This window comes from Streptococcus sp. KR, assembly GCF_002238115.1.
Taxonomy (GTDB): Bacteria; Bacillota; Bacilli; order Lactobacillales; family Streptococcaceae; genus Streptococcus.
Map to the genome: position 1 here is coordinate 12956 of NZ_NGVM01000003.1, position 24969 is coordinate 37924.

At 40.5% G+C, this 24969-nt stretch carries 25 protein-coding genes and 2 pseudogenes; 25 read left to right on the forward strand and 2 right to left on the reverse strand.

The features are described from left to right. Positions 1-89 precede the first annotated feature (89 nt). The 9 genes and pseudogenes from CBI42_RS01575 to ciaH all read left to right on the forward strand — a co-directional run bounded on the left by CBI42_RS01575 (position 90) and on the right by ciaH (position 9264). On the forward strand, positions 90-1991 hold the full coding sequence (locus CBI42_RS01575) for a glucosaminidase domain-containing protein (RefSeq protein WP_094753078.1): 1902 nt from the start codon (positions 90-92) through the stop codon (positions 1989-1991). Positions 1992-2151: 160 nt separating this feature from the next. Continuing rightward, positions 2152-2388 carry a DUF2829 domain-containing protein gene (locus CBI42_RS01580; RefSeq protein ID WP_000141913.1) on the forward strand — a complete coding sequence of 79 codons (237 nt, stop codon included), beginning with the start codon at positions 2152-2154 and terminating at the stop codon, positions 2386-2388. Beyond that, positions 2381-3079 carry a 3-oxoacyl-ACP reductase gene (locus CBI42_RS01585; RefSeq protein WP_049488690.1) on the forward strand — a complete coding sequence of 233 codons (699 nt, stop codon included), beginning with the start codon at positions 2381-2383 and terminating at the stop codon, positions 3077-3079. The genes CBI42_RS01580 and CBI42_RS01585 overlap by 8 nt, the downstream gene beginning before the upstream one ends. A 19-nt stretch (positions 3080-3098) precedes the next feature. Next, positions 3099-3227, forward strand: a pseudogene (locus CBI42_RS13190) (NUDIX hydrolase); the annotation flags it as partial. Beyond that, positions 3205-4089 carry a putative PEP-binding protein gene (locus CBI42_RS01590; protein ID WP_094753079.1) on the forward strand — a complete coding sequence of 295 codons (885 nt, stop codon included), beginning with the start codon at positions 3205-3207 and terminating at the stop codon, positions 4087-4089. The pseudogene CBI42_RS13190 and the gene CBI42_RS01590, both read left to right, overlap by 23 nt. After that, positions 4049-4489, forward strand: a pseudogene (locus tag CBI42_RS01595) (ASCH domain-containing protein). Before CBI42_RS01590 ends, CBI42_RS01595 begins: the two are co-directional and overlap by 41 nt. 121 nt (positions 4490-4610) lie before the next feature. After that, positions 4611-7157 carry a M1 family metallopeptidase gene (locus CBI42_RS01605; protein WP_094753080.1) on the forward strand — a complete coding sequence of 849 codons (2547 nt, stop codon included), beginning with the start codon at positions 4611-4613 and terminating at the stop codon, positions 7155-7157. Between the two features lie 108 nt (positions 7158-7265). Continuing rightward, positions 7266-7940: a two-component system response regulator CiaR gene (ciaR, locus tag CBI42_RS01610; protein ID WP_000590639.1), complete on the forward strand. Its 675-nt coding sequence runs from the start codon at positions 7266-7268 to the stop codon at positions 7938-7940. Next, on the forward strand, positions 7930-9264 hold the full coding sequence (ciaH, locus tag CBI42_RS01615) for a two-component system sensor histidine kinase CiaH (RefSeq protein ID WP_094753081.1): 1335 nt from the start codon (positions 7930-7932) through the stop codon (positions 9262-9264). Before ciaR ends, ciaH begins: the two co-directional genes overlap by 11 nt. 33 nt (positions 9265-9297) lie before the next feature. On the opposite strand, the gene CBI42_RS01620 is transcribed toward ciaH, so the two are convergent. Further along, on the reverse strand, positions 9298-9585 hold the full coding sequence (locus CBI42_RS01620; RefSeq protein WP_094753082.1) for a DUF3270 domain-containing protein: 288 nt from the start codon (positions 9583-9585) through the stop codon (positions 9298-9300). 358 nt (positions 9586-9943) lie between these two features. Between CBI42_RS01620 and CBI42_RS01625 the strand changes: the two genes are divergently transcribed. From CBI42_RS01625 to deoD, 9 genes are all read left to right on the forward strand, one after another. Beyond that, positions 9944-10999, forward strand: coding sequence for an ABC transporter permease (locus CBI42_RS01625; RefSeq protein ID WP_094753083.1), 1056 nt, complete (start codon positions 9944-9946; stop codon positions 10997-10999). 13 nt (positions 11000-11012) lie between these two features. Beyond that, entirely contained in the window at positions 11013-11693 is a 681-nt protein-coding gene (locus tag CBI42_RS01630; RefSeq protein WP_094753084.1) for an ABC transporter ATP-binding protein, read from the forward strand. Between the two features lie 126 nt (positions 11694-11819). Continuing rightward, complete coding sequence (locus CBI42_RS01635; RefSeq protein WP_094753085.1) at positions 11820-12749, forward strand: peptidase U32 family protein; 930 nt, start codon at positions 11820-11822, stop codon at positions 12747-12749. A gap of 105 nt (positions 12750-12854) precedes the next feature. Then, positions 12855-13538, forward strand: a complete 684-nt coding sequence (gene rpiA, locus CBI42_RS01640; RefSeq protein ID WP_094753086.1) for a ribose-5-phosphate isomerase RpiA — start codon at positions 12855-12857, stop codon at positions 13536-13538. A gap of 23 nt (positions 13539-13561) precedes the next feature. After that, positions 13562-14773, forward strand: a complete 1212-nt coding sequence (locus tag CBI42_RS01645; RefSeq protein ID WP_094753087.1) for a phosphopentomutase — start codon at positions 13562-13564, stop codon at positions 14771-14773. Position 14774: 1 nt separating this feature from the next. Then, positions 14775-15335 carry a DUF1697 domain-containing protein gene (locus CBI42_RS01650; protein WP_094753088.1) on the forward strand — a complete coding sequence of 187 codons (561 nt, stop codon included), beginning with the start codon at positions 14775-14777 and terminating at the stop codon, positions 15333-15335. After that, complete coding sequence (locus tag CBI42_RS01655) at positions 15332-16141, forward strand: purine-nucleoside phosphorylase (RefSeq protein ID WP_094753089.1); 810 nt, start codon at positions 15332-15334, stop codon at positions 16139-16141. The genes CBI42_RS01650 and CBI42_RS01655 overlap by 4 nt, the downstream gene beginning before the upstream one ends. 2 nt (positions 16142-16143) lie before the next feature. Next, positions 16144-17427 (forward strand): chloride channel protein, encoded by a 1284-nt coding sequence (locus CBI42_RS01660; protein WP_094753090.1) that lies wholly within the window; start codon positions 16144-16146, stop codon positions 17425-17427. A gap of 405 nt (positions 17428-17832) precedes the next feature. Further along, entirely contained in the window at positions 17833-18543 is a 711-nt protein-coding gene (gene deoD, locus CBI42_RS01665) for a purine-nucleoside phosphorylase (protein WP_094753091.1), read from the forward strand. 32 nt (positions 18544-18575) lie between these two features. Here deoD and pavA read toward each other — a convergent pair whose 3' ends face one another. Continuing rightward, on the reverse strand, positions 18576-20231 hold the full coding sequence (pavA, locus tag CBI42_RS01670; RefSeq protein WP_094753092.1) for an Rqc2 family fibronectin-binding protein PavA: 1656 nt from the start codon (positions 20229-20231) through the stop codon (positions 18576-18578). A gap of 104 nt (positions 20232-20335) precedes the next feature. On the opposite strand from pavA, the gene ybeY reads away from it, so the two are divergent. From ybeY to rpmG, 7 genes are read left to right on the forward strand one after another with little or no spacing between them, the layout of a single operon-like run. Further along, a complete protein-coding gene (gene ybeY, locus CBI42_RS01675; protein WP_000275156.1) occupies positions 20336-20833 on the forward strand; it encodes an rRNA maturation RNase YbeY in 498 nt (165 codons plus the stop codon). After that, positions 20814-21209 carry a diacylglycerol kinase family protein gene (locus tag CBI42_RS01680; RefSeq protein ID WP_000378166.1) on the forward strand — a complete coding sequence of 132 codons (396 nt, stop codon included), beginning with the start codon at positions 20814-20816 and terminating at the stop codon, positions 21207-21209. Before ybeY ends, CBI42_RS01680 begins: the two co-directional genes overlap by 20 nt. A 16-nt stretch (positions 21210-21225) precedes the next feature. After that, positions 21226-22125, forward strand: coding sequence for a GTPase Era (gene era, locus CBI42_RS01685; RefSeq protein ID WP_049488721.1), 900 nt, complete (start codon positions 21226-21228; stop codon positions 22123-22125). A gap of 48 nt (positions 22126-22173) precedes the next feature. Further along, the gene (gene mutM, locus CBI42_RS01690) at positions 22174-22998 is read left to right on the forward strand and encodes a DNA-formamidopyrimidine glycosylase (RefSeq protein WP_049491811.1); all 825 of its coding nucleotides are present in this window, start codon (positions 22174-22176) and stop codon (positions 22996-22998) included. After that, entirely contained in the window at positions 22998-23603 is a 606-nt protein-coding gene (gene coaE / locus CBI42_RS01695) for a dephospho-CoA kinase (RefSeq protein WP_049491809.1), read from the forward strand. Before mutM ends, coaE begins: the two co-directional genes overlap by 1 nt. Further along, positions 23590-24789, forward strand: coding sequence for a multidrug efflux MFS transporter (locus CBI42_RS01700; RefSeq protein WP_049491808.1), 1200 nt, complete (start codon positions 23590-23592; stop codon positions 24787-24789). The genes coaE and CBI42_RS01700 overlap by 14 nt, the downstream gene beginning before the upstream one ends. Then, the gene (rpmG, locus tag CBI42_RS01705; RefSeq protein ID WP_001809104.1) at positions 24789-24938 is read left to right on the forward strand and encodes a 50S ribosomal protein L33; all 150 of its coding nucleotides are present in this window, start codon (positions 24789-24791) and stop codon (positions 24936-24938) included. The genes CBI42_RS01700 and rpmG overlap by 1 nt, the downstream gene beginning before the upstream one ends. Positions 24939-24969 lie beyond the last annotated feature (31 nt).

Here is a 24969-nt window from a genome sequence, read left to right on the forward strand (position 1 = left end):
CATCATTTTGTAATATTTTCATCTTTTAACTATGTTAAAATAAAGTTAATTACGAATGATGTAGATGAATTTCTACTTAGGGGAGAAAAATGAAGAAAACACTACTTGTAAGCACGGCAGTTCTTGCATTGGCACTTGTGCCCACAACATCAGTCTTTGCTGAAGATAGTAAAACAACGGACCAAAGTCAAACGACGAATAAGAGTCAATCAGTGGAAGAGAGTCAACCAAAAGATAAAAATCAGACTCCAGCATTAGAAGAGAAAAAAGTTGTTGAAAATACAAAGAATGAAATTGAAAAGACGGAAAAAAAGAAAGAACCAGTTGTTGTAAAAGAAAATAATTCTAAACAAGAGGCTATTCCAAATAAAGAAAAAGTTGAAGAAGCTCATAAGAATGGTTGGCAGAAAGAGCATGGGGAATGGCTTTTTTATGAGAATAATCAACCAATAAAAAATTGGAAAAAAATTGCGGGTGTCTGGTATTTCTTTGATCAACATGGAATCATGGCCAGCAATACTATTGTTAACGACTATGCTTTTCATATTAGTGGAGCAATGGTAGAAAAGTCCTGGGTAAAAATTGCTGATAAATGGTATTATGCTACAGATTCAGGAAAGATTGTTCGTAATAGATGGGAAAAAATTAGCAATGTTTGGTATTACTTCAATCAAGACGGAGTTATGGCTAGCAATGTTCTAGTGAACGATTATCTTCTTAATAGTAGTGGAGCAATGGCTCAAAATGCTTGGGTGAAGATTACTGATAAATGGTATTATGCTACAGATTCAGGAAAAATCCTTCGTAATAAATGGGAAAAGATTAAGGGCACATGGTACTATTTTAACAGTGATGGTGTGATGGCTATTAATCAGTGGAAAGATGCTTACTATCTAAAAAATAGTGGAGCAATGGCTGAAAAAGAATGGATTTTTGATAAATCTTATAATAGCTGGTTTTACTTAAAATCAGGTGGTGCTTATGCTTCACGTGAATGGATTGGTGCTTATTACCTCAAATCTGGTGGTTATATGGCCAAGAATGAATGGATTTTTGATCCTAACTACAATGCATGGTACTACCTGAAAGAAGATGGAAGCTATGTTACTGGTAGTTTTAACATCAAAAATAAAGAGTACTTCTTCCAAGATAACGGAAAGTGGATTCAAAGTCCAAAATATTTTAAGGTTAAACCAATCACAGCCTATATTTATAGCGAATCAGGAGATATTTTGAGCTATGTCAATCAGGGAAGTATTGTGACCTATGATGGCTCTAAAAGCAAGGGTAGTCGTCTAGCTGTTTCAATATCAGGCTTGTCCGGTTATATGAATCAAAGTGATTTGGCTTTAGTTGATGAAGGAAGTGAGTTTATTCCTCACTATACTACAGATGGAAGATTCCTATATCATGAACTTTCTCCATACACTAGTATTCGGGTAGCTCCACATACTTCAGCCATGAAAATTGGTAAGAAGTATTATTCAAAGGATGGAGAACATTTCGATGGGTTTACTATCAAAAATCGTTTCCTTTTCAAGAATTTAACTGAACCAACCAACTATAGTGCGGATGAATTAAATAGAGTTTATTCGATGATGAATATCCGAAACAGCCGTCTTGCTGGTAAAGGAGCAATTTTTAAAGAAGCTGAAAAACGTTATGGTGTCAATGCTCTCTATTTAATGGCTCATAGTGCGCTAGAAAGTGCTTGGGGACGAAGCCAAATTGCTAATGATAAAAATAACTTCTTCGGAATAGCTGCTTACGATACTAGTCCCTATGATTCAGCTAAGAAATTTGATGATGTAGATAAAGGAATTCTTGGTGCGGCCAAGTGGATTCGTGAGAACTATATTGACCGTGGAAGAGATCACCTTGGAAATAAAGCGACGGGAATGAATGTACGCTATGCATCAGATCCGTACTGGGGTGAAAAAATAGCTAGTATCATGATGAATATCAATAGTCGACTTGGTGGAAAAGATTAAAAGATAAGCAACGATAACTGCTGAAAAAGTGGTTGTCGTTTTTTTATTTTTCCGTAGATTTAAGAAGATAAAATGGAGTTAAGTATAGTCAAAAAGCCGTTGCAAAGCGGTTTTTTTGTTATAATGAAGGGAAGAATTATTGATATTAAAGGAGAAAAACATGACATTTGAAGAAATTCTACCTGGGTTAAAGGCTAAGAAAAAATATGTACGAACTGGTTGGGGAGGTGCTGAAAACTATGTTCAGCTTTTTGATACTATTGAACAAAACGGGGTTGCACTGGAAGTGACACCTTATTTCCTAATCAACGTGTCTGGAGAAGGAGAAGGTTTTTCCATGTGGAGTCCGACACCTTGTGATGTTTTGGCGACAGATTGGGTAGAAGTGCATGACTAGACGTGTATTCATTACAGGAGTGAGTTCAGGGATTGGTCTGGCTCAAGCTCGACTCTTTTTAGAAAAGGGCTATCAAGTTTATGGAGTGGACCAAGGTGAAAATCCATTCCTACAAGGTGATTTCCATTTTTTACAGAGAGATTTGACCTTGGACTTGGAGACTATTTTTGATTGGTGTCCTCAGGTGGATGTTTTGTGCAATACTGCTGGAGTTTTGGATGATTATAAACCACTTTTGGAACAGACAGCGCAGGAAATTCAAGAGATTTTTGAAATCAACTATATGACTCCTGTTGAGTTGACTCGCTATTACTTGACACAAATGCTGGAGAATAAAAAAGGGACCATTATCAATATGTGCTCCATCGCTTCGAGCCTAGCAGGTGGCGGTGGACATGCCTATACTTCTTCGAAGCACGCCTTGGCAGGCTTTACTAAGCAGTTGGCTCTAGACTATGCTGAAGCTGGGATTCAAGTCTTTGGTATCGCTCCAGGAGCAGTCAAGACAGCTATGACCGCTGCAGATTTTGAGCCAGGAGGCTTGGCTGACTGGGTTGCTAGTGAAACACCAATCAAGCGTTGGATTGAACCAGAGGAAGTGGCAGAAGTCAGTCTCTTTTTGGCCAGTGGAAAGGCATCTGCCATGCAGGGGCAAATTCTGACAATGGATGGTGGCTGGTCTTTGAAGTAGGAGGATCTGATGGAAATCAAAAATCACAGAAGAGAATGCATCGCAAGAAGTCTTGAAAGTCAAAGCAGAATTATTAGGATTTCCGGAACTGGACAAAACCTCTTACATGAATTGGAAGGTGAATGATGAGAAACCAACTAGCTCTTAGTGGCGAAAAAATTCTTGAAAAAATTTATCCTCAACTATTGCACCACGTCGGCATGATTCGTGGGGAATATTTGTTGAGAGAGCTTAATCAAAACATCATATTAGCAAGTTGTCAGCAATTTGTAAAAGATTATCTAGAGACTATCTGCTCCCTGTACTCAGATGAAGAAGTTTGGTATCGTTTTTCTGAATTAACGAATACAGAAGCCAATTGTTTAGAGGGAACTAAACAGCATTTTGACGAACGTCATCCTTTGTTTGGATATAGAGGAACTAGGCGTTTACTGGCATGTCCGAATGAATTTCATGCTGAGGCAAATGTTGTTACAAAAGTTTATCAAACCAATCCCAATCTATCTGTTATCTTTCCTTTTGTCAATGATGCTGAGCAGTTAAAGCAAGCTATTACAGTATTGCGTGAGCATGGTTTTACTGGGGAAGTTGGCACGATGATTGAATTACCGTCAGCGTATTTTGACTTAGACAGCATACTGGAAACGGGTATTTCAAAGATTGTAGTTGGAATGAATGATTTGACTTCTTTTGTTTTTGCCACTGTGAGAAACAGTCAATGGCATGATATGGAAAGTCCAATTATGTTAGATATGCTAAGAGATATGCAGGATAAAGCAAGGATGAAAAAGATTGACTTTGCTGTAGCAGGTTATCTGAATGTTTCTTTCATACAAAAAATGAATCAGATGGGTATCGAATGCATTATCCACTATAGTTCTATTCCAGAGATTTTTAATTTAGAGATTGACCATCCAGACCATCTCAAACATATAAAAGAAGAAAGTAAGAAATTACAAAGGAGCTCCCATGACACCGCAAGAAATGTGGAGTGCATACAAGAAAATTAACCCCTCTATAGGAGATGAAATCGATGCTTGGGCTTTTGGAGAAGAATCAGACCTTTTAGCGGATTTGGTTTTAAAAGGCGAAAAGACTGCAACAGCATCAGCCTACGACCTCTATGCACTAGAAGCCGAGTCTCTTCCTCAAGAAGGAACTTTTGATGTCATTTTAGATAGTCAAAATCAGTCTGTCTGTATTGTCGAAATTACAAAGGTTTCTGTCCAGCCCTTCAATCAAGTTTCTGCTCAACATGCCTTTAAGTAAGGGGAAGGTGACAAATCCCTAGCCTATTGGCGTCAGGTTCATGAGAATTGTTTCGCCGAGTGGCTGAAAGAAGCAGGACTGACTTTTACACCTGAAAGCAAGCTTGTTTTAGAAGAATTTCGCAAGGTCTACCCACTGTAGGCTATTAGAAGGAAGAAAGTTTTGGAAATCGCCGTCCAATCCTTTTTTCTCCAGCAAAACATGATATAATAAGTTTGTTTGAAGAAGAGCTCTAGCTCTTAAACTTAGATAGGAGAAAACTATGCAAGCAGTTGAACATTTTATTAAGCAATTTGTTCCTGAACATTATGATTTATTTTTAGACTTGAGTCGTGAGACCAAGACCTTTTCTGGGACTGTAACTATCACTGGTCAAGCACAGAGTGACCGCATTTCCCTTCATCAAAAAGACCTGGAAATCGCTTCTGTAGAAGTTGCAGGTCAAGCCCGCCCATTCACAGTTGATCATGACAATGAAGCCCTTCATATTGAACTTGCGGAAGCAGGTCAAGTTGAAGTGGTTATCGCTTTCTCAGGAAAAATTACAGACAACATGACAGGGATTTACCCATCTTACTACACAGTTGATGGAGTGAAGAAGGAAGTCTTGTCTACTCAGTTCGAGAGTCATTTTGCGCGCGAAGCCTTCCCATGTGTGGATGAGCCAGAAGCCAAGGCAACCTTTGACCTCTCTCTTCGTTTTGACCAAGCAGAAGGTGAATTGGCCTTGTCTAACATGCCAGAGATCGATGTTGAAAAACGTAAGGAAACAGGTATCTGGAAGTTTGAGACAACACCTCGCATGTCTTCTTACTTGTTAGCCTTTGTTGCGGGTGATTTGCAAGGTGTGACTGCTAAAACTAAAAACGGTACTCTCGTAGGTGTCTACTCAACCAAAGCTCATCCACTATCAAACCTTGATTTCTCACTGGATATCGCTGTTCGCTCTATCGAGTTTTACGAAGATTACTATGGAGTTAAGTACCCAATCCCTCAATCTCTCCATATCGCCCTTCCTGACTTCTCAGCTGGAGCTATGGAAAACTGGGGTCTTGTGACCTACCGTGAAGTTTACTTAGTTGTGGATGAGAACTCTACCTTTGCCAGCCGTCAACAAGTTGCCCTTGTTGTGGCCCATGAATTGGCTCACCAGTGGTTTGGTAACCTTGTTACTATGAAATGGTGGGATGACCTTTGGCTCAATGAAAGCTTTGCTAATATGATGGAGTACGTCTGTGTGGATGCTATTGAACCAAGCTGGAATATCTTTGAAGATTTCCAAACAGGTGGTGTTCCGTCTGCCTTGAAACGTGATGCGACTGATGGTGTTCAATCTGTCCACGTCGAAGTGAAACATCCAGATGAAATCAATACCCTCTTTGACGGAGCTATCGTCTATGCCAAAGGGAGTCGCCTCATGCACATGCTTCGTCGTTGGCTAGGTGATGCCGATTTTGCCAAAGGTTTGCATGCCTACTTTGAAAAGCATCAATACAGCAATACAATTGGTCGTGACCTTTGGGATGCCCTTGGTCACGCGTCTGGACGTGATGTCGCAGCCTTTATGGATTCTTGGTTGGAACAACCTGGTTACCCAGTTCTCACTGTCAAAGTTGAAAATGATGTCTTGAAGATTTCACAAAAACAATTCTTTATCGGTGAGCACGAAGATAAGAACCGTCTCTGGGTTGTGCCACTAAACAGCAACTGGAAAGGCTTGCCTGATACACTTGAAACTGAAAGCATCGAAATTCCAGGCTACGCAGCCCTTCTTGCTGAAAATGATGGAGCTCTTCGTTTCAATACTGAAAATACAGCCCACTACATTACAGACTATCAAGGAGACTTGTTGGATGATATTCTTGCTGACCTAGTTGAGCTTGATAACACAAGTAAACTTCAAATCGTTCAAGAACGTCGTTTGTTGGCTGAAGCAGGGCACATTTCTTATGCTGACTTGCTCCCAGTCCTTGATAAACTTGCTAAAGAAGAATCTTACCTTGTTGTTTCAGCAGTTTCTCAAGTAATTTCTGCTCTTGAGCGCTTTATCGATGAAGGTACAGAAGCTGAAAGAGCCTTCAAAGCCTTGGTTGCTAAATTGGCTCGTCATAATTATGACCGTCTTGGTTTTGAAGCTAAAGATGGCGAATCAGATGAGGATGAATTGGTTCGTCAGTTGGCTGTTTCTATGATGATTCGTTCAAATGATGCAGAAGCTAGTCAAGTCGCTAGCCAAATCTTCGCGGCTCACAAGGAGAATCTTGCAGGACTTCCAGCAGCTATTCGCTCACAAGTTCTGATCAATGAGATGAAACATCATGAGACTAAAGACTTGTTAGCACTTTATCTTGATACTTATACTCATGCAACAGATGCTGTCTTTAAACGCCAGTTGGCAGCTGCTCTTGCATACAGTACAGATGCGGATAATATCCAAAACTTGATTGCTTCTTGGAAGGACAAATTTGTGGTCAAACCACAAGACTTGTCTGCTTGGTACTTCCAGTTCTTAAGCCATCAAGCAACTCAGGAAACAGCATGGTCTTGGGCGCGTGAAAACTGGGCTTGGATTAAGGCAGCCCTTGGAGGAGATATGAGCTTTGATAGCTTTGTTATCCTTCCTGCACACGTATTTAAGACTCAGCAACGTTTGGCAGAGTACAAGGAATTCTTTGAGCCACAACTTTCTGACCTTGCTCTTAGCCGTAACATCGGTATGGGAATCAAAGAAATTGCAGCGCGTGTTGATCTGATTAACCGTGAAAAAGCTGCGGTGGAATCAGTCGTTCTTCAATACGGAAATGCATAAATAAGCCTAAAATAAAAAGAAAACTCAGCTATCTCATGTAAAATGTAGAGAGTTGAGTTTTTTTTAAGGCAAATTTGGTATAATGGTTTTAACAAGGAGGAGTTTCTCATGATAAAAATCTTATTAGTTGAGGATGACCTAGGCCTGTCAAATTCAGTATTTGACTTTTTAGACGATTTTGCGGATGTCATGCAGGTATTTGATGGGGAAGAAGGACTCTACGAAGCTGAAAGTGGCGTCTATGATTTGATTTTGCTCGATTTGATGTTGCCTGAAAAAAATGGCTTCCAAGTCTTGAAAGAATTGCGTGAAAAAGGAATTACGACACCAGTTCTGATCATGACTGCCAAGGAAAGTTTGGATGACAAGGGACATGGATTTGAATTGGGAGCAGATGATTATCTGACCAAACCTTTCTACCTAGAAGAACTCAAAATGCGGATTCAAGCCCTTCTCAAACGTTCAGGTAAATTTAATGAAAACACCTTGACTTATGGAAATATTGTGGTTAATTTGTCAACCAATACCGTTAAAGTCGAAGATACTCCTGTCGAATTACTGGGGAAAGAGTTCGACTTACTGGTTTATTTCCTTCAAAATCAAAATGTTATTTTGCCTAAGACTCAGATTTTTGATCGTCTATGGGGATTTGATAGTGACACAACGATTTCAGTTGTAGAAGTTTATGTTTCAAAAGTCCGTAAGAAATTAAAAGGAACCACTTTTGCAGAGAATTTGCAAACCTTGCGCAGTGTTGGGTATATTTTAAAAGATGTTCAGTAAACTAAAAAAAACATGGTATGCGGATGACTTTAGTTATTTTATCCGTAACTTTGGTGTCTTCACTCTGATTTTCTCTACCATGACCTTGATTATTTTACAGGTCATGCACTCGAGTCTCTATACTTCGGTGGACGATACGCTACATGGTTTGAGTAATAATCCTCAAGCAGTTATTCAGCTTGCTGTAAATAGGGCAACAGAAGAGATTAAAGATTTAGAGAATGCCGCTACAGATACTAGCAAGACGGAGATAAAACCAAATGTTAGTTCTAACACAGAAGTCATTCTTTTTGATAAGAATTTTACCCAGCTCCTTTCTGGAAACCGATTTTTGGGCTTGGATAAGATTAAACTAGAGAAAAAAGAACTAGGTCATATCTATCAGATTCAGGTTTTTAATAGCTATGGACAGGAAGAAATCTATCGCATGATTTTGATGGAAACGAATATCAGTTCGGTTTCAACCAATATCAAGTATGCAGCTGTCTTGATTAATACCAGTCAGTTGGAGCAGGCCAGTCAAAAGCACGAGAAATTGATTGTGGTCGTGATGGCTAGTTTCTGGATTTTGTCTTTACTTGCCAGTCTCTATCTAGCTAGAGTCAGTGTTCGTCCTCTGCTTGAGAGCATGCAGAAGCAGCAGTCCTTTGTGGAAAATGCCAGTCATGAGTTACGAACTCCACTTGCTGTTTTGCAAAATCGCTTAGAAACCCTTTTCCGTAAGCCAGAAGCTACCATTATGGATGTGAGCGAAAGCATTGCCTCGAGTTTGGAAGAAGTTCGAAACATGAGGTTTTTGACGACAAACTTGTTGAATTTAGCTCGTAGAGATGATGGGATTAAGCCAGAACTTGCAGAAGTTCCAACTAGCTTTTTTAATACGACTTTCACGAACTATGAGATGATTGCCTCGGAAAACGACCGTGTCTTCCGTTTTGAAAATCGCATCCATCGAACGATTGTCACAGATCAACTTTTACTAAAACAACTGATGACCATCCTATTTGATAATGCTATCAAATATACTGAGGAGGATGGTGAAATTGATTTTATGATTTCAGCGACTGATCGTAATCTTTATTTGTTAGTTTCTGACAATGGAGTCGGTATTTCAGCAGAAGATAAGAAGAAAATTTTTGATAGATTTTATCGAGTTGATAAGGCTAGAACCCGTCAAAAAGGTGGTTTTGGTTTAGGGTTATCCCTAGCTAAGCAAATTGTAGATGCCCTAAAAGGAACCATTACTGTTAAAGATAATAAACCGAAAGGAACAGTCTTTGAAGTGAAGATTGCCATCCACACACCATCTAAAAAGAAAAAATAAAAATATCGCTCCAGCTGGGGCGATATTTTGGATTTATCTTCTACGTTTTCGCTTGATAATAAATCGTTGAACTTTTAAGACAAGTAAGCTGGCTCCGATTGATGCGGTAAAGGCAAGAGCAGTTGATAATTTTAATGCTAAAAAGATAAAACTAAAGATAGCAATACAGATACAAAAAACAGCGATATTAACAAAAAATAGGATTTCCTTGAGATTGGCATCAGATTGCGCTTCAGGTGTATAATCTTGATAGCGAGGAACCTGCTGGCTTAATTCTTCTTGATTGTCTACCTCATAGGATTGTAATTTTCTTACGGGCATTATTCTCTCCTTAACAGTACATACCTATTTTATCATTTTTTCAGCAGAGAATTATTACAGAAAGGTTACAATAAGAATAAAGTCCCTTTTCAAAATCACTTTTCTTGACACTATAATGTGAAAATGATAGGATGGATAGACACTCAATACTTATTAATATTCATAATTGATTATATTACTAAGAAAATAGAGCTACCAATTGATTCATTTTTAGGAAAATTATTTCCTTATTTTCTTTATTTTATTTAATTTGATTAGTGAGATTTGTTTTGAATACAGAGACAGATTTTCTGTCTCCTATTTTTGTAGTAGTGAGGTGTCTAATTGATACCTCTTGGAAAAGTTAAAGGAGATAAGCATGTATCTTGCTATCAAAGAAATATTTCAAAACAAACTTCGATATAGTTTGATTTTAACTACTATTTTTCTTATCGCTTTTATGGTCTTTTTTATGACCAGTCTAGCTCTTGGTCTTGTGCTAAACAACCGAGCCGCTATTGATAATTGGCAAGCGACGGGTGTGGTTTTATCTGACTACGCAAATGATAATTTGACAGCATCTTTTATTCCTGAAAAGGACTACAAGGATAAGAGTTCTAAAGAGGCTGCTCCACTAGGGTATATGTTTGCTGTGACTAATCTAGTCGATGATAGTGAAAAGGTCAATGTTTCCATCTTTGCTCAAGAGTGGGACGCTTTTATCTCTCCTAGTTTGACGGAGGGCCGTTATCCTGAAGGGGATGATGAGGTGGTCGTAGATCAGTCCTTTGAAAACTATGGAATGAAGTTGGGTGATGCCATTCAGCTCAATGGAAGCGAAGTAAGTTACAAGATTGTAGGGCTGACTAAAGGAAATAAGTTTTTTACTGAGCCAGTTGTATTTACGAGTTTGACAACTTATTGGACCTTACAAGGAACTTTAAAATCTAATAAATCCATCTCTGCCATGGTATTGAAAAATGATATAGAAGTGGCTGGCGATGGACTGAAACAGATTTCTATTCCAAAAATGATATCGAAAATTCCTGGTTACACACCTCAGGTTAATGTGTTTTCAGGGATGATTCTTGCTATGATTGTCATCACAGGCTTGATTGTGGGTATATTTGTTTATATCATTACCATCCAAAAACTAGGACTTTATGGAATAATGCGGGCTCAGGGAATACAGATCAAAACCATTGTATGGTCTCTTTTCTGTCAAATCTTCTTCCTAGCTGGTATGGGAATTTCTCTAGCCTTGCTAGCTATCGGAGGAGTGATTTTGTTTTTACCAGCTACCTTCTTTTTCTACCCAAGCTGGATAGCTTACTCTGTCCTAAGCTTGGTGATTTGTTTGATGGCCATGCTAGGTGGTGTCATTTCACTTCCACGCTTGCTAAAGGTGAACCCGATTACTGCGATTGCAGAATGATAAGGAGAATAGTATGACAGCATTGATTGAAATGACTCAAGTGACAAAAACGTACGGGGAAGGAAAGATGAAAGTCGTAGCTCTACATGAGACGAATTTTCAGCTAAATGCAGGAGAGTTCGTGGCTATCGTTGGGCCTTCAGGTTCTGGAAAGACGACCTTTCTAACGACTCTAGGACAACTTCAGGAAGCGTCGAGTGGAAAGATTTTAGTTAAGGGTAAGGAAACAGGCAATTTGATGGAGAAGGAGAAAACAGACCTCCGTTTTAGAGAGTTTGGCTTCATTCTCCAGGCGTCAAACTTAATTCCTTTTCTAACGGTCAAGGAACAGCTGGATTTGATTGACAGACTGGATAAGGGAAAAAATAGTAAAAGTGACCGGAAAGAACTTTTTGACTTGTTGGATTTGGAAAAAGTACAAGATCAGTATCCCAAGGCATTGTCAGGTGGAGAACGTCAACGAGCTGCGATTGCTAGAGCCCTCTATAACAATCCAAGCATTGTGCTTGCCGATGAGCCAACAGCCAGTCTGGATACCGAGCGTGCCTACCAAGTTACGGAGATGTTGTCGGCCATTGCCCATGAACAAGGAAGAGGAGTTGTCATGATTACACATGATACACGTCTTCTTGATAAGGTTGACCGTATTTATGTCATGAATGATGGTCACCTAGTTGAAAAATCACTTGCATAAAATGAGAGTGGACAGTGCTAGTTACTGTTCACTTTTTGATTGCAAACCTTAAAAAATGACTTTGCCTTTTTAGAAAATTCCTAGTATTCATAGCTGATTTTCCAGAAATATGGTATAATTTTTCTTATGGAAAAGATTATCATTACAGCAACTGCTGAAAGTATTGAACAAGTTAAACAACTGCTCGAAGCTGGCGTAGACCGTATCTATGTTGGTGAGAAAGATTTTGGTCTTCGTCTGCCAACAACCTTTAGTTATGATCAATTGCGTGAAATCGCTAAGTTGGTTCATGAAGCTGGTAAGGAATTAATTGTTGCAGTCAATGCCCTCATGCACCAAGATATGATGGATCGTATTAAGCCCTTCCTCGATTTCTTGGAAGAAATCAAGACAGACTACATTACGATTGGGGATGCAGGTGTCTTTTACGTAGTCAACCGCGATGGTTATTCCTTTAAGACTATCTACGATGCTTCGACTATGGTAACTAGCAGTCGTCAGATAAACTTCTGGGGACAAAAAGCTGGCGCATCTGAGGCTGTTTTGGCGCGTGAAATTCCATCAGCTGAACTTTTCAAAATGCCCGAGATTTTGGAAATTCCTGCTGAAGTTTTGGTTTACGGAGCTAGTGTTATTCACCATTCTAAACGTCCACTCTTGCAAAACTACTATAACTTTACGCATATCGATGATGAAAAGACGCGCAAGCGTGACCTCTTTTTGGCTGAGCCAAGTGATCCAGAGAGCCACTATTCTATTTTTGAAGATAATCATGGTACCCACATTTTTGCCAACAATGACCTTGATTTGATGACTAAATTGACAGAATTGGTGGAGCATGGTTTCACTCACTGGAAACTAGAAGGGCTCTACACTCCAGGTCAGAACTTTGTTGAGATTGCAAAACTCTTTATCCAAGCGCGTAGCTTGATCCAAGAGGGCAGCTTTAGCCATGACCAAGCTTTCTTGCTGGATGAGGAAGTACGCAAGATACACCCTAAAAACCGTTTCCTTGATACAGGATTCTATGACTACGATCCTGATATGGTTAAATAGGACATTAAAACCCGAAATAAAAATGTTCGGGTTTTTCTAGTGTATCCATGAAATAAAAAAGGATACATGTTATAATAAAAGTAGCTCTTTAATGGAGGTGTTTGAGTGGAAAATCTGAAGAAAATAGCAGGCATCAAGGCTGCTGAGTTTGTCAATGATGGCATGGTTGTCGGACTGGGAACGGGTTCTACTGCCTATTATTTTGTTGAAGAAATCGGTCGTCGTATCAAGGAAGAAGGATTGCAGATTACAGCTGTAACGACTTCTAGTGTGACTAGTAAACAGGCTGAAGGGCTTAATATCCCACTCAAGTCTATTGACCAAGTAGACTTTGTTGATGTGACAGTCGACGGGGCGGATGAAGTGGATAGTCAGTTTAACGGAATTAAAGGCGGCGGTGGTGCCCTTCTGATGGAGAAGGTTGTCGCAACGCCCTCAAAAGAATATATTTGGGTGGTGGATGAAAGCAAGCTGGTTGAGAAACTAGGTGCTTTTAAATTGCCAGTAGAAGTGGTTCAGTATGGTGCAGAACAGGTCTTTCGTCGTTTTGAGCAAGCTGGCTACAAACCAAGTTTCCGTGAAAAAGACGGCCAACGTTTTGTGACCGATATGCAGAATTTTATCATTGACCTTGCCTTAGATGTCATTGAAGATCCAATTGCCTTCGGGCAAGAATTGGACCATATCGTTGGTGTTGTAGAGCACGGATTATTCAACCAAATGGTTGATAAGGTCATCGTTGCTGGACGAGATGGGGTTCAGATTTTAACTTCAATAAAAGCAAACTAATCAACATAATAAGGAGACACATTATGTCAAAATTTAATCGTATTCACTTGGTGGTACTGGATTCTGTGGGAATCGGTGCAGCACCAGATGCTAATAACTTTGTCAATGCAGGGGTTCCAGATGGAGCTTCTGACACACTGGGACACATTTCTAAAACAGTTGGTTTGAATGTGCCAAACATGGCTAAAATCGGTCTAGGAAATATTCCTCGTGAAACTCCTCTTAAGACTGTACCAGCTGAAAGCAATCCAACAGGATATGCAACAAAATTAGAGGAAGTATCTCTTGGTAAGGATACTATGACTGGACACTGGGAAATCATGGGCCTTAACATTACAGAACCTTTCGATACTTTCTGGAACGGATTCCCAGAAGAAATCTTGACAAAAATCGAAGAATTTTCAGGACGAAAGGTCATTCGTGAAGCCAACAAACCTTACTCAGGTACAGCTGTTATCGATGATTTTGGACCACGTCAAATGAAAACTGGGGAGTTGATTATCTATACTTCAGCAGATCCTGTTTTGCAAATTGCTGCCCACGAAGACATTATTCCTTTGGATGAATTGTACCGTATCTGTGAATACGCTCGTTCAATCACTCTTGAGCGCCCAGCCCTTTTAGGACGTATCATTGCCCGTCCATATGTTGGTGAGCCTGGAAACTTCACTCGTACAGCCAACCGTCGTGACTTGGCTGTATCTCCATTTGCACCAACTGTGTTGGATAAATTGAACGAAGCAGGTATCTATACTTATGCTGTTGGGAAAATCAACGATATCTTTAACGGTGCTGGTATCAACCATGATATGGGTCACAACAAGTCAAATAGTCATGGAATTGATACACTATTGAAGACCATGGGCCTTGCTGAGTTTGAAAAAGGATTCTCATTCACAAACTTGGTTGACTTTGATGCCCTTTACGGCCACCGCCGCAATGCTCATGGTTACCGTGATTGCTTGCATGAGTTTGATGAACGCTTACCTGAAATTATCGCAGCCATGAGAGAGAATGATCTTCTCTTGATTACAGCGGACCATGGAAATGACCCAACCTATGCAGGAACAGACCACACTCGCGAATATATTCCACTTTTGGCTTACAGTCCTTCCTTTAAAGGAAATGGTGTCATTCCAGTTGGACATTTTGCAGATATCTCAGCGACAGTTGCGGATAACTTTGGTGTTGAAACTGCCATGATTGGGGAAAGTTTCTTAGATAAATTGGTATAAGATGACGCGTTATGCTTTGCTGGTGAGAGGTATCAATGTTGGTGGCAAGAATAAGGTCGTCATGGCGGAGCTTCGGCAAAAATTGACAGACTTGGGACTGGGAAAGGTTGAAACCTACATCAACAGTGGCAATATTTTCTTTACTTCTACAGCTTCCAAAGATCAATTGGTTGAAAAATTAGAGGATTTCTTTGAAGTCTATTATCCATTTATTCAGAGCTTTTCTTTGCTGAATCAAGAAGACTATGAAGCAGAGCTGAAGAATCTGCCAGCTTGGTGGAACGAAGACTTGACAAGAAAAGATGTGCTCTTCTACACGGAGAGCTTGGATGTGGATCAAGTCATCGAGAAAGTGAACAGTTTGGAACTGAAAGATGAAGTGCTTCATTTTGGAAGACTTGGGATTTTCTGGGGGAAATTCTCTGAAGAATCCTACTCTAAGACTGCCTATCACAAGTACTTGCTCAAGATGCCTTTTTATCGCAACATCACCATTCGCAATGCAAAAACCTTTGACAAAATCGGTCAAATGCTAAAAAATAATAAAGGAAACACACAATGACATTTTTAGATAAGATCAATGAAACAGCTGCCTTCCTGAAAGACAAGGGAATCCAAGCTCCCGAGTTTGGTCTAATCCTTGGATCAGGACTGGGAGAACTGGCAGAAGAAATCGAAAATCCAGTTGTAGTAGACTATGCTGAGATTCCAAACTGGGGCCGCTCTACAGTAGTCGGTCACGCTGGTAAATTGGTATATGGTGAACTTGCAGGTCGCAAGGTCTTAGCTCTTCAAGGGCGTTTCCATTTCTACGAAGGAAATCCTCTGGAAGTTGTGACTTTCCCAGTTCGTGTCATGAAAGTTCTTGGATGTGAAGGTGTCATTGTAACCAATGCAGCTGGTGGTATTGGATATGGGCCTGGTACTTTGATGGCTATCTCAGACCATATCAACATGACAGGTCAAAACCCATTGATGGGTGAAAACTTGGATGATTTTGGTCCACGTTTCCCTGATATGTCTAAAGCCTATACACCAGAATACCGTGCTACTGCCCATGAAGTGGCTAAGAAACTTGGTATCAAGCTTGATGAAGGTGTCTATATCGGTGTAACTGGTCCGACTTATGAAACACCAGCAGAAATCCGCGCCTATAAGACACTGGGAGCAGATGCAGTTGGTATGTCGACTGTTCCTGAAGTTATTGTGGCAGCTCACTCAGGCTTGAAAGTTCTCGGTATTTCATGTATTACTAACCATGCTGCTGGTTTCCAAGAAGAACTCAACCACGAAGAAGTTGTAGAAGTTACTGAACGTGTTAAAGGTGATTTCAAAGGCTTGCTTAAAGCGATTCTTGCAGAATTGTAATCATGTTAATAGAATTGAGGAGTATTTTTCGAAAAATCCCTTATAATTTTAGATTATTCCTAGCAGTAATTCTACAAGGAATAGTTTCGGGTTTATCTGGTATTTTTCTCCATTATCTTTTAGAGATGGTAGAGAGTCTAGCTTTTGGTCAGTCAGAGCATCATAGTGGATTTTTGACAGATGGAGTTTCCTCCTCACGGATAGGACTAAGTTTAATAATCGTGGGTCTTGGCTCATCCTTGGTCTGGTATTTCTTGCAAAAAGGGTCGAAGATTTATTCCATCAAAGCTCAGATGAAGGATGAGACTTCACAATACAAGCTTCATTTTTTAAGACAGCTATTTCATTCAATTTGGCAGATCATTGCAGTTGGAGGGGGAGCGCCTATTGGCAAAGAAGCTGCACCACGAGAGATTGGAACTCTATTTGCAGGGCCAATTGGAAAAAAATGTTTTCTCTCTAAGAAGGCTCAAATCTTTCTCCTTGCTTGTGGTGCTGGTGCTGGTTTAGCGGCTGTTTATCAGGTTCCATTAACAAGTGTCTTCTTTGTTTTTGAAACCCTAGGAATTGCTCTATCTATTAAACGATTTGTCTTAGTCGGTTTGACTACCTATGTCTCAACCTATATAGCAGGCTTGGTTATTTCAGATCAGGCTCTCTACCAGATTCCAGCCATCATTTGGTCATTAAAGGAAATATGGATTATTCCCTTATTACTTCTTTTCTTAACCCCACTAGCTTGGCTTTTTGGTCGTTTGAGCAAAGAAGTGTCTTCAAACAGAATAAAAGATAAACGAATACTTCTCACATTGCCCTCAGCTTTTCTTTTTCTTGTTGGTCTTGCAAGTTCCTTTCCACATCTACTTGGCAATGGACGCATGATGGCTCAGGAAATTTTAAATGGTAGCAGTGGTCAAACAGTGCTTCTCATGTTTTTCCTAAAAGCAGTGGTCGTTCTTATTATCCTTTGGGCAGGGGCCTATGGTGGTACACTTACGCCATCTTTTGCCTTGGGGATGGCTGGAGCTGGTGTCTTGTGCATGATTCTAGGTTTGGGTAGCCAGTCAACCATTTTGCTTTTGGGATCGGTTTGTTTTTTGTCTGTGACCTTGAGGGCGCCCATTTCTGCAACCGGATTAGTTATAGGTTTCACTGGGCTAGGTATAGATTCTCTTCCGTATCTCTTAGTAACAGCTGTTTTAGCCTATGAATTTGCAAAAATGTTAGACCACTTTCCTTGTGCTAGCATACTGTGTCAGAAGTCAAATAATAAAGTAATTAGGTAGGAAATGCCCATTTCTTCTAGTCAATAATTTGATTTAAAAGATTAAAAAAACTCTCAATTTATTTATAACTGTTTTAAATAAAAATGAAGTAGGCCTATTGGAATCATGATTGAATCCGATTTTTTCTAGCTATGAAATGTAAAAATAATAAAAAGAAAGGTAGAGCGAGATGTTCTGATTTGAACGCAAGCGGAAAACTTTTCTAAAAATCAGAAAGTAAGGGTAGTTCGGGCTTGAATTGAAGCAAGCCGGTCTAATCTTCTCAATATCATCAAAATTAAGAAAGAAAGGAATTGAACCCACCCTAAAAGCAGTGGGAAAAAGATAGTTGGTCTAGCGAGCATCGCTCACTGCACCCAACTCCTATTTTCCCTTTGCTTTTTGACGGGTTTGGTATCTTATATTATGTCTATCCATATTGCTGCTCAGCAGGGTGAAATTGCTGATAAAATTCTTCTTCCTGGGGATCCTCTTCGTGCGAAATTTATTGCGGAGAATTTCCTTGAAGATGCTGCTTGTTTTAACGAAGTGCGTAACATGTTTGGTTACACTGGTACTTACAAGGGCCACCGTGTATCAGTCATGGGAACTGGGATGGGGATGCCATCTATTTCGATTTATGCGCGTGAGTTGATTGTGGACTACGGTGTGAAGAAATTGATTCGTGTTGGAACTGCAGGTTCTTTGAATGAAGATGTCCATGTTCGTGAATTGGTTTTGGCGCAGGCAGCGGCAACCAACTCTAACATCGTCCGTAATGACTGGCCGCAGTACGATTTCCCACAAATTGCTAGCTTTGATTTGCTGGACAAGGCCTACCATATCGCCAAAGAACTCGGTATGACCACCCACGTTGGGAATGTTTTGTCTTCTGATGTCTTTTATTCAAACTACTTTGAAAAGAACATCGAACTTGGTAAATGGGGAGTCAAGGCTGTGGAAATGGAAGCAGCAGCTCTTTACTATCTTGCTGCTCAATATCATGTTGATGCCCTTGCTATCATGACTATTTCTGATAGTTTGGTCAATCCAGATGAAGACACAACTGCAGAAGAACGCCAAAATACCTTCACTGATATGATGAAGGTTGGCTTGGAAACCTTAATTGCAGAGTAAATTGTAAAAGAAAATCCTGATTTCAAGTAAAATCAGGATTTTTTCATGGATGCGATTTTTTCTGGATCTGGTGTGACACGGAGGGTCTTTTGTCCTGTGTAAGTGACAAAGCCTGGTTTTCCACCAGTTGGTTTATTGAGTTTCTTGACTTCAATCATATCTACCTGCACCAGATTTGACAGGCGACCTTGAGAGAAGTAGGCTGCAAGTTCTGCCGCGTCTGTCTTGACTTCATCAGATGGATCTAGATTGCCTGAGATGACGACGTGACTTCCAGGAATGTCCTTGGCATGGAACCAAAGTTCCTCCTTGCGGGCCATTTTAAAGGTCAATTCATCATTTTGAAGGTTGTTGCGACCGACATAGATGATGGTTTTGTCATCGCTTGCTAGATACTGTTCTGGTTTTTTGCGTTTCTGGATTTTCTCCCGCTGTCTTCTGCGGATAAAGCCAGTTTGAATCAATTCTTCACGGATTTCAGCGATTTCTTCCAGTCCAGCTTGGTTGAGAACAGTTTCCACACTTTCCAGATAGAGAATGGTTGCCTTTGTTTCTTCAATCAGATCAGTCAAGTATTTGACAGCTTCTTTGAGTTTCTGATACCGTTTAAAATAGCGTTGGGCATTCTGGTTGGGAGTCAAGGCCTTATCAAGCGCAATCGTGATAGGTAGGTTGGTATAGTAGTTGTCTAGGATAACCTTGTCTTGGTCGTTAGGCACTTGATGGAGGAAGGTTGTTAGCAATTCCCCTTTTTGGCGAAATTCTTCAGCATTGTCTGTCGCTAGTAACTCTTTTTCTTGTTTTTTTAGCTTATGTCGATTTTTCTGAAGTTCATTTTCAACACGACGAATCAGTTCGCTGGCTTGCTGTTTGACACGGTCGCGCTCAGCCTTGTCCTTATAGTAGGTGTCCAACAAATCCGAAAGGTTGGCAAAAGGCTCTTCCACTTGATTTGCAAAAGGAACTGGACTGAAGGAAGTCTCAGTCAAGAATGGCTTGGTTTCTTGATGGAAAAAGTTTCGGAAAGTGGCTAGTTTATCACTAACCAGAATCTTTTCCAATTCATTTGCCGTATCACGTCCCAGACCTTGAAAGAGGCTTTGAAGATTTTTAGCTGTCGTTTCCTGTGTTTGCAGGATTTCAAAGAGTTTCTCGTCCTTGATTGTAAAAGGATTGAGAGATTCCGTACTTGGCGGAGCGATATAGGTCGATCCAGGAAGTAAGGTACGGTAGCTATTTTGTGAAAAGCCGACGTGTTTGATAACTTCGAGGATTTTATGACTGCTTTTATCAACCAGTAGAATATTACTGTGTTTCCCCATAATTTCGATAATCAAGGTAGCCTGAATATGGTCCCCAATCTCGTTTTTATTAGAAACCGTCATTTCCACAATACGGTCATTTTCCACTTGCTCAATCGACTCAATCAGGGCACCCTGCAAATATTTTCTTAAAACCATGATAAAGGTAGAAGGCTGGGCTGGGTTTTCAAAAGTTGTTTGGGTCAGCTGAATGCGTCCAAAAACAGGATGGGCAGAAAGGAGCAGGCGATGACTTTGGCGATTGCTGCGGATTTGCAAGACCAACTCTTGTTCAAAAGGCTGATTGATTTTCTGGATGCGACCATTCACTAACTCTCTTCGCAATTCCTCAACCATGTGGTGTAAAAAAAATCCGTCAAATGACATCGTTCTCTCCTTGTGATTGTATTCCATAGTATTATATCAAAAAGGTAGAATAAAATCATGGAAATGTGGTATAATAAAGCCAAGTAAAGAGAAACGAGAAGCACATGTATATTGAAATGGTAGATGAAACTGGTCAAGTTTCAAAAGAAATGTTGCAACAAACCCAAGAAATTTTGGAATTTGCAGCCCAAAAATTAGGCAAAGAAGACAAGGAGATGGCAGTCACTTTTGTGACTAATGAGCGTAGTCATGAACTCAATCTGGAGTACCGTGACACAGACCGTCCGACAGATGTCATCAGCCTTGAATATAAGCCAGAGTTGGAAATTGCCTTTGACGAAGAGGATTTACTTGAAAATCCAGAATTGGCAGAGATGATGTCTGAGTTTGATGCCTATATTGGGGAATTGTTCATCTCTATCGATAAGGCACATGAGCAGGCCGAGGAATATGGCCATAGCTTTGAGCGTGAGATGGGCTTCTTGGCAGTACACGGCTTTTTACATATCAACGGCTATGATCACTACACTCCAGAAGAAGAAGCGGAGATGTTCGGTTTACAAGAAGAAATTTTGACAGCCTATGGACTCACAAGACAATAAACGAAAATGGAAAAATCGTGACCTGATATCCAGTTTAGAATTTGCTCTCACAGGAATTTTTACTGCTATCAAGGAAGAACGCAATATGCGAAAACATGCAGTGACGGCTCTTGTAGTCATCCTTGCAGGTTTTGTTTTTCAGGTGTCACGAATCGAATGGCTCTTTCTCCTATTGAGCATTTTCTTAGTAGTAGCCTTTGAAATTATCAATTCTGCTATTGAAAATGTGGTGGATTTGGCCAGTCACTATCACTTTTCCATGCTGGCTAAAAATGCCAAGGATATGGCGGCTGGCGCGGTATTAGTAGTCTCTCTTTTTGCAGCCTTAACAGGCGCATTGATTTTTCTCCCACGAATCTGGGATTTATTATTTTAAACAGTAAGAGGAAATTATGACTTTTAAATCAGGCTTTGTAGCCATTTTAGGACGTCCCAATGTTGGGAAGTCAACCTTTTTAAACCACGTCATGGGGCAAAAGATTGCCATCATGAGTGACAAGGCGCAGACAACGCGCAATAAAATCATGGGAATTTACACGACTGATAAGGAGCAAATCGTCTTTATTGATACACCAGGGATTCACAAACCTAAAACGGCTCTCGGAGATTTCATGGTTGAGTCTGCCTACAGTACCCTTCGCGAAGTGGATACTGTTCTTTTCATGGTGCCTGCTGATGAAGCGCGTGGTAAGGGAGACGACATGATTATCGAGCGTCTTAAGGCTGCCAAGGTTCCTGTGATTTTGGTGGTGAACAAGATTGATAAGGTTCATCCAGACCAGCTTTTGTCTCAGATTGATGATTTTCGTAATCAAATGGACTTTAAGGAAATCGTTCCAATCTCAGCTCTTCAGGGAAATAATGTCTCACGTTTAGTTGATATTTTGAGTGAAAATCTGGACGAAGGTTACCAGTATTTCCCGTCTGATCAAATCACAGACCATCCAGAACGTTTCTTGGTTTCAGAAATGGTTCGCGAGAAAGTCTTGCACTTAACTCGTGAAGAGATTCCGCACTCTGTTGCAGTAGTTGTGGATTCTATGAAACGAGATGAAGAGACAGACAAGGTTCACATTCGTGCAACCATCATGGTCGAGCGTGATAGTCAAAAAGGGATTATCATCGGTAAAGGTGGTGCTATGCTTAAGAAAATCGGTAGCATGGCCCGTCGTGATATCGAACTCATGCTAGGAGACAAGGTCTTCCTAGAAACCTGGGTCAAGGTCAAGAAAAACTGGCGAGATAAAAAGCTAGATTTGGCTGACTTTGGCTATAATGAAAAAGAATACTAAGTAGAGGTGGGCTCATGCCTGCTTCTTGTTTTTACAGAAGGAGGATGTATGCCTGAATTACCTGAGGTTGAAACCGTTCGTCGTGGCTTAGAAAAATTGATTTTGGGAAAGAAGATTTCGAGTGTAGAAATTCGCTATCCCAAGATGATTAAGACGGATTTGGACGAGTTTCGAAAGGAAGTGCCTGGTCAAGTTGTTGAGTCAATGGGGCGTCGTGGCAAATATTTGCTTTTCTACCTGACAGACAAGGTCTTGATTTCCCATCTGCGGATGGAAGGGAAGTATTTTTACTATCCAGACCAAGTTCCTGAACGCAAGCATGCCCATGTTTTCTTTCAGTTTGAAGATGGTGGCACGCTTGTTTATGAGGATGTTCGCAAGTTTGGAACCATGGAACTCTTGGCTCCTGACCTTTTGGAAGCCTACTTTATTTCTAAAAAACTAGGGCCTGAACCAAGCGAACAAGACTTTGATTTGCAGGTCTTTAAAAATGCCCTCGCTAAGTCCAAAAAGCCTATCAAATCTCACTTATTAGATCAAACCTTGGTAGCTGGCCTTGGTAATATCTATGTAGATGAGGTTCTCTGGCGAGCTCAGGTTCATCCAGCTAGACCTTCCCAGAATTTGACAGCAGACGAAGCGACAGCTATTCATGACCAGACCATTGCTGTATTGGGACAGGCTGTTGAAAAAGGTGGATCCACCATTCGGACCTATACCAATGCCTTTGGGGAAGATGGAACCATGCAGGATTTTCATCAGGTCTATGACAAGGCTGGTCAAGAATGTTCACGTTGTGGCACTGTGATTGAAAAAATCCAACTAGGCGGACGTGGAACTCACTTTTGCCCTCAGTGCCAAAGGAGGGGCTGATGGGAAAAATCATTGGAATCACTGGGGGAATTGCTTCGGGTAAATCAACTGTGACAAATTTTCTAAGAAAGAAAGGCTTTCAAGTAGTGGATGCCGACTCTCTTGTTCACCAACTACAGAAACCTGGTGGTCGTCTGTTTGAAGCTCTAGTACAGCACTTTGGGAAAGAAATCATCCTTGAAAATGGAGAACTCAATCGCCCTCTCCTAGCTAGTCTTATCTTTTCAAATCCTGAAGAACGAGAATGGTCTAAGCAAATCCAAGGAGAGATTATCCGTGAAGAACTTGCTACTTTGAGAGACCAGTTGGTTCAGACAGAAGATATCTTTTTCATGGACATTCCCTTGCTTTTTGAGCAGGACTACAGCGCTTGGTTTGATGAGACGTGGTTGGTCTATGTGGATCGAGATGTCCAAGTAGAACGTTTAATGAAAAGAGACCGCTTGTCCAAAGATGAAGCTGAGTCTCGTCTGACAGCCCAGTGGCCTTTAGAACAAAAGAAAGGTTTGGCTAGTCATGTTTTAAACAATAATGGAAATCAGGACCAGCTTCTTACTCAGGTCTTCTCCCTGCTTGAGGGAGGTAGAGAAGATGACAGAGATTAACTGGAAGGATAATCTGCGCATTGCCTGGTTTGGTAATTTTCTGACTGGAGCCAGTATTTCTTTGGTTGTGCCTTTTATGCCTATCTTTGTGGAAAATTTAGGTGTATGGAGTGATCAAGCTGCTTTTTATGCAGGTTTAGCTATTTCTGTCTCTGCTATTTCCGCGGCGCTCTTTTCTCCTATCTGGGGAATCCTTGCTGATAAGTACGGTCGAAAACCCATGATGATTCGTGCTGGTCTGGCCATGACCATTACGATGGGAGGCTTGGCTTTTGTCCCAAATATTTATTGGTTAATCTTTCTTCGTTTGCTAAATGGTGTATTTGCAGGTTTTGTTCCTAACGCCACAGCCTTGATAGCCAGTCAGGTTCCCAAGGAGAAATCAGGTGCTGCTCTTGGGACTTTGTCTACAGGAGTAGTAGCAGGTACGTTAACTGGTCCTTTTATCGGTGGCTTTATCGCAGAATTATTTGGCATTCGTACTGTTTTTTTACTGGTTGGTAGTTTTCTCTTTTTAGCTACTATTTTGACTATTTTCTTTATCAAGGAAGATTTTCAACCAGTTGCAAAAGAAAAAGCCATCCCAACAAAGGAATTATTTACATCAGTTAAATATCCCTATCTCTTGGTTAACCTCTTTCTGACCAGTTTTGTCATCCAATTTTCAGCCCAATCGATTGGCCCTATCTTAGCTCTGTATGTGCGCGACTTAGGGCAGACAGAGAATCTTCTTTTTGTCTCTGGTTTGATTGTATCCAGTATGGGCTTTTCCAGTATGATGAGTGCAGGAGTCATGGGAAAGCTAGGTGACAAGGTGGGCAACCATCGCCTCTTGGTTGTAGCCCAGTTTTATTCAGTCATCATCTATCTCCTCTGTGCTAATGCTTCTAGCCCCCTTCGATTAGGACTTTATCGTTTCCTCTTTGGATTGGGAACCGGTGCTTTGATTCCCGGAGTTAACGCCCTTCTCAGCAAGATGACGCCCAAAGCTGGTATTTCGAGGGTCTTTGCCTTCAATCAGGTATTCTTTTATCTGGGAGGTGTTGTTGGTCCCATGGCAGGTTCTGCAGTAGCAGGAAAATTTGGCTACCATGCAGTCTTCTGTGCGACAAGCCTTTGTGTTGCCTTTAGTTGTCTCTTTAACCTGCTTCAATTTCGAACATTATTAAAAGTAAAGGAAATCTAGTGCGAGTAAAAATTAATCTCAAATGCTCCTCTTGTGGCAGTATCAATTACCTAACCAGTAAAAATTCAAAAACCCATCCAGACAAGATCGAGGTTTTAAAGTATTGTCCCAAGGAAAGAAAAGTAACCCTACATCTTGAATCTAAGTAGATTTTATGGTAAAATAATAGGGATTTTAAGG

What these genes read in the sequence shown, in the direction of transcription:
- CBI42_RS01575 (WP_094753078.1), top strand. Translation starts at nt 90, where the DNA reads ATGAAGAAAACACTACTTGTAAGCACGGCAGTTCTTGCATTGGCACTT.
- CBI42_RS01580 (WP_000141913.1), top strand. Translation starts at nt 2,152, where the DNA reads ATGACATTTGAAGAAATTCTACCTGGGTTAAAGGCTAAGAAAAAATAT.
- CBI42_RS01585 (WP_049488690.1), top strand. Translation starts at nt 2,381, where the DNA reads ATGACTAGACGTGTATTCATTACAGGAGTGAGTTCAGGGATTGGTCTG.
- CBI42_RS01590 (WP_094753079.1), top strand. Translation starts at nt 3,205, where the DNA reads ATGAGAAACCAACTAGCTCTTAGTGGCGAAAAAATTCTTGAAAAAATT.
- CBI42_RS01605 (WP_094753080.1), top strand. Translation starts at nt 4,611, where the DNA reads ATGCAAGCAGTTGAACATTTTATTAAGCAATTTGTTCCTGAACATTAT.
- ciaR (WP_000590639.1), top strand. Translation starts at nt 7,266, where the DNA reads ATGATAAAAATCTTATTAGTTGAGGATGACCTAGGCCTGTCAAATTCA.
- ciaH (WP_094753081.1), top strand. Translation starts at nt 7,930, where the DNA reads ATGTTCAGTAAACTAAAAAAAACATGGTATGCGGATGACTTTAGTTAT.
- CBI42_RS01620 (WP_094753082.1), bottom strand. Translation starts at nt 9,585, where the DNA reads ATGCCCGTAAGAAAATTACAATCCTATGAGGTAGACAATCAAGAAGAA.
- CBI42_RS01625 (WP_094753083.1), top strand. Translation starts at nt 9,944, where the DNA reads ATGTATCTTGCTATCAAAGAAATATTTCAAAACAAACTTCGATATAGT.
- CBI42_RS01630 (WP_094753084.1), top strand. Translation starts at nt 11,013, where the DNA reads ATGACAGCATTGATTGAAATGACTCAAGTGACAAAAACGTACGGGGAA.
- CBI42_RS01635 (WP_094753085.1), top strand. Translation starts at nt 11,820, where the DNA reads ATGGAAAAGATTATCATTACAGCAACTGCTGAAAGTATTGAACAAGTT.
- CBI42_RS01645 (WP_094753087.1), top strand. Translation starts at nt 13,562, where the DNA reads ATGTCAAAATTTAATCGTATTCACTTGGTGGTACTGGATTCTGTGGGA.
- CBI42_RS01650 (WP_094753088.1), top strand. Translation starts at nt 14,775, where the DNA reads ATGACGCGTTATGCTTTGCTGGTGAGAGGTATCAATGTTGGTGGCAAG.
- CBI42_RS01655 (WP_094753089.1), top strand. Translation starts at nt 15,332, where the DNA reads ATGACATTTTTAGATAAGATCAATGAAACAGCTGCCTTCCTGAAAGAC.
- CBI42_RS01660 (WP_094753090.1), top strand. Translation starts at nt 16,144, where the DNA reads ATGTTAATAGAATTGAGGAGTATTTTTCGAAAAATCCCTTATAATTTT.
- deoD (WP_094753091.1), top strand. Translation starts at nt 17,833, where the DNA reads ATGTCTATCCATATTGCTGCTCAGCAGGGTGAAATTGCTGATAAAATT.
- pavA (WP_094753092.1), bottom strand. Translation starts at nt 20,231, where the DNA reads ATGTCATTTGACGGATTTTTTTTACACCACATGGTTGAGGAATTGCGA.
- ybeY (WP_000275156.1), top strand. Translation starts at nt 20,336, where the DNA reads ATGTATATTGAAATGGTAGATGAAACTGGTCAAGTTTCAAAAGAAATG.
- CBI42_RS01680 (WP_000378166.1), top strand. Translation starts at nt 20,814, where the DNA reads ATGGACTCACAAGACAATAAACGAAAATGGAAAAATCGTGACCTGATA.
- era (WP_049488721.1), top strand. Translation starts at nt 21,226, where the DNA reads ATGACTTTTAAATCAGGCTTTGTAGCCATTTTAGGACGTCCCAATGTT.
- mutM (WP_049491811.1), top strand. Translation starts at nt 22,174, where the DNA reads ATGCCTGAATTACCTGAGGTTGAAACCGTTCGTCGTGGCTTAGAAAAA.
- coaE (WP_049491809.1), top strand. Translation starts at nt 22,998, where the DNA reads ATGGGAAAAATCATTGGAATCACTGGGGGAATTGCTTCGGGTAAATCA.
- CBI42_RS01700 (WP_049491808.1), top strand. Translation starts at nt 23,590, where the DNA reads ATGACAGAGATTAACTGGAAGGATAATCTGCGCATTGCCTGGTTTGGT.